The 3,754-nt window shown below is 43.8% G+C and carries 4 protein-coding genes and 1 pseudogene; 3 read left to right on the top strand and 2 right to left on the bottom strand.

The annotated features are described in order from the left end of the window. A partial coding sequence (locus F6K57_RS39430) for a sensor histidine kinase (RefSeq protein ID WP_293074193.1) occupies nucleotides 1–235 on the top strand: 235 nt, incomplete at its 5' end. A gap of 11 nt (nucleotides 236–246) precedes the next feature. On the opposite strand, the gene F6K57_RS39425 is transcribed toward F6K57_RS39430, so the two are convergent. Next, on the bottom strand, nucleotides 247–441 hold the full coding sequence (locus tag F6K57_RS39425; RefSeq protein ID WP_293074190.1) for a hypothetical protein: 195 nt from the start codon (nucleotides 439–441) through the stop codon (nucleotides 247–249). Between the two features lie 16 nt (nucleotides 442–457). Here F6K57_RS39425 and F6K57_RS39420 point away from each other — a divergent pair, with 16 nt between their 5' ends. Both F6K57_RS39420 and F6K57_RS39415 read left to right on the top strand, forming a co-directional pair. Continuing rightward, nucleotides 458–727: a hypothetical protein gene (locus tag F6K57_RS39420; protein WP_293074187.1), complete on the top strand. Its 270-nt coding sequence runs from the start codon at nucleotides 458–460 to the stop codon at nucleotides 725–727. Between the two features lie 501 nt (nucleotides 728–1,228). Next, complete coding sequence (locus F6K57_RS39415; protein ID WP_293074184.1) at nucleotides 1,229–1,564, top strand: hypothetical protein; 336 nt, start codon at nucleotides 1,229–1,231, stop codon at nucleotides 1,562–1,564. 1,220 nt (nucleotides 1,565–2,784) lie between these two features. Here the strand turns inward: F6K57_RS39415 and ftsH2 are convergent. Beyond that, nucleotides 2,785–3,754: pseudogene (ftsH2, locus tag F6K57_RS39410) on the bottom strand (ATP-dependent zinc metalloprotease FtsH2); the annotation flags it as partial.

Here is a 3,754-nt window from a genome sequence, read left to right as displayed (position 1 = left end):
GCCAGAAGAAGCTATTTTAACTATTCGGGATTCAGGGATTGGTATTCCAGCAAAAGAAAAGCAACGAGTGTTTGACTCTTTCTATCGAGCCACTAATGTTGGTGCTATAAAAGGAACAGGATTAGGTTTGGCTATTGCTAAAAAATGTGTTGAATTGCATCGGGGTAAGATTAACCTGGACAGCGAAGTTGGCGTGGGAACAAAGTTTCAAGTAGTCTTACCATATTTGGATTAGATATAGCAATTCTACGACTTGTGAGGTACAAATATCTGGGTTTTAGGGAGCAGGGAGCAGGAAGCAGGGAGTCGGGAGTCGGGAGTCGGGAGTCGGGAGTCGGGAGTCGGGAGTCGGGAGTCGGGAGTCGGGAGTCGGGAGTCGGGGTTGCGGAAAATGAACAAAATTACAACAATCCCCGACTTGTGAACAAGCCGGGAAAGCATAGTATACCAATCATAAATGAATTGTGAGAATTTTTGTTCTCTTTTCCCTACTCCCGTCTTGATGCAGTCGCTCATGGGGGAAACCACGGCAGTCGCTCATGGGGGGAACCCCCAAGACCGCGCTGCCTTCCCAAGACCGCGCTGCATCGCTACTCCCTACTCCCTGTTCCCTGTTCCCTTTGGTATAGGTATTGGCATTTGGATGGGGAAAATCGTCCTCGCTTCAGCTCGGGTGAAATATGGGGCTAAACAGGTCTTGCCCTTGAAAAAAATCCCTCAACCATGAGGGTTGTAGCTGACGGGTTTACCTGCTGAAGTCCGTCATTTTTTTTTATCGGGCTTTCAGCAGGTATGAGGACTTAGGATTTGACAAATTGACGGTAATGTGATTAGCGCTCAAATTGTTGCAACAATCTTATGGGAGATTGAGTAGGAACGGGAATGTAGGGTTTGAGATGAGGTTTATGAGGTTTGATATGAGTTTTATGAGGTTTTATATGAACTTTATGAGGTTTGAGATGAGTAGTATGAGGTTTGAGATAAGTAGTATGAGGTTTTATATGAGCTTTTATATGAGCTTTTATGAGGTTTGAGATAAGTAGTATGAGGTTTGAGATAAGTAGTATGAGGTTTTATATGAGCTTTTATATGAGCTTTTATATGAGTTTTATGAGATTCAAAACTGTGAAAAATCCTAAGATAGTTATCTGTAGGGGAACCAAAGAATGTAATCACTTCTTTTTTCCTACAATCCCTTTGTAAACAGTCAATCTCACAGGAGTTAGTTATGGCAACTTTTAAATCTGTTTCTGGTGATGACCACGAGCATATCTACGGTGGTGTTGATCAAAACGGCAAAATGTGGGGTGAAGGCTTCACTGTTACAAAAGGTGATCCAGGGTGTTACACAATAACATTTAATCCTGATAAACAATTTGGCGAAAAGCCTGGAGTAGTCGCTTCAGTTTATGTGGATGAGAATAATACATATAGCGTGCCTAACCTGTCTGTTTCAGTATCTAATGTTTCAGTGTCTAGTTTTGACTGCTACACTACTAATGAAGACGGGGATTTAAAACGTGCTCCTTTCACCTTTATTGCTTTTGGTGAAAAAAAGAAGTAAACTGACTAGGAGAAATAGCGGTTATAGCCCTTGTTTAGCAAGGGATACAGCAGAGGAATAAAAAAAAAGATAGGTCAAATATAGTAACTCTGACCTATCTACCAAAAATGATAGCTAAAACATACCAGGAAATTATACAAAATCAGCTGTATCACAGCAGGTATTTGTTGGTGACCTTAGTCGTTGCGAGCCTAAAACTACTCAGACAGGTCAAACTATAAGTGTTAGAGGTTGTCTGAGAAGTCTCATTTGCTACATCCAAGCCCCCTAAATCCCCCAATTCTGGGGGACTTTTACAAGCAAATTGACTCTTGTTCCCCCCAAAGTTGGGGGGTTAGGGGGGCAAAATTCAGTATAAAAAACTTTTCAGATATCCTCTTAGCTCAAGCGCTACCGTTGCCTATTTTGTTTGAGAGTCGTCCCCCTGTCAGAGCATGAATAGCAAGTGTACATAAACTTACTCTGAGGCTGAAACTCAATCACTGTAAGCGTCTCAAAATCGTTTTTTTAAAACGATCACGCTTATCAATTTAACTAATGGTTAATTTCTACAGTAATTGGAAAGTTTCAAGGGTTTGACAGGTCTAATTCTCAGAGGGTTTAATTGGTACGCTGATTTTATTTCTCTTCCATAACCATTGATCTTCATAGAAATGATCCAAGGATGTGATTCTTCAAATCACATCCTTGGATCATTTCTATGGAATTAGTCGTTAAAATAACGAGAATCCAGGGGTTGCGTCAGTCAAGTAATGAATAGGAGATTAGTGGGCATCCTCCCCGCGCGAACATAAGCAGGAAACTGGCAAGATGCCAGTGTCTTGATGCAGTCGCTCATGGGGGGAACCCCCAAGACCGCGCTGCATCGCTTCCACGCAAGATGCCCATTCTACAGGTGCGACCCGTGGCGAATTTAATTCGCCAAGGTCAAGGGCACCTAAAAACTCTTAAAATCATGCCATTATTCAGCAACGCCGAAAATCAGGGCAAGCCCGTCTTATCACGCACCCTACGCCACATTTACTTATAGCGTTTCTAGAATTTATGAGGTACGCTTTTCAACCTCAAAGTCCCCCTTGATAAGGGGGATTTAGGGGGATCCCTTTGTACCTCATGGCATAGAGAATTGCTATAAACCCTCAACCTTAAACCTTAAACCTTAAACCTTAAACCTTCAACCTTAAACCTTAAACCTTCAACCTTCAACAGTCAACAAGCCCTTATAACTGAGGTACATACTGTGGCTTCTCAGGCACATCAGTGTACTCAGCCACAATTTGACGGAACTCCTCACCTTCAATAGTTTCCTTTTCAATCAACAGATCCACCAATCGGTCAACCGCATCTCGATTATCTCGAATGATCTCTCGTGCTTCTTGATGGCAATGTTCTACAATTTGACGAACTTGCTGATCAATGCGAGCAGCAACCTCTTCAGAGTACTCTGCCCTAGACATTAATCCCGCACCGAGAAAGACTTCTCCCTCTTGGCTTTCTAAGGACAGAGAACCTAAGTCACTCATGCCGTAGCGAGTTACCATTTGCCGTGCGATCCCAGTCAATTGCTGCAAATCACCACCGGCACCAGTAGTGACTTCAGCATGACCGAATACTTCTTCTTCCGCAGCTCGACCCCCTAAAGCTCCAGTAATCCGAGCCAAAAGCTGAGCTCTGGTAATTAAACCTTGCTCTTCACTAGGAGTAAACCAGGTTAGACCTTGAGCTTGTCCTCGGGGAATCAGGGTAACTTTCTGTACAGGGTCGTGATCCTTTACTAGGGTACCAATAATAGCGTGACCAACTTCATGATAAGCAATCAATCGCTTGTTCTTGCTATCTACCAGGGGAGTACCTTCCATCCCAGCCACTACCCGGTCAACCGCATCATTGATTTCCAGCATGGTAATCGCTTCTTTGCGACGGCGAGCAGTCAGGATAGCGGCTTCATTGAGCAGGTTGGATAAATCAGCACCAGTGAATCCAGGAGTCCGTCTTGCGATCACTTCGATGGAAATTTCTGAAGCCAGTTTTTTATCCCGAGCATGGACTTCCAAAACCTTAATCCGCCCTTTCAGGTCTGGGGGATCTACCATCACCTGGCGGTCAAAGCGTCCGGGACGTAACAGAGCTGTATCTAGCACATCCGCACGGTTAGTAGCCGCAATCACGATAATGCCGGTGTTTCCTTCA

Origin of the sequence: Moorena sp. SIO4A5 (genome assembly GCF_010672005.1) — a bacterium.
In the GTDB taxonomy this organism is placed as follows: domain Bacteria; phylum Cyanobacteriota; class Cyanobacteriia; order Cyanobacteriales; family Coleofasciculaceae; genus Moorena.
Note: the sequence above shows the minus strand (reverse complement) of the source record. Positions and strands in the feature narration are given on the sequence as shown.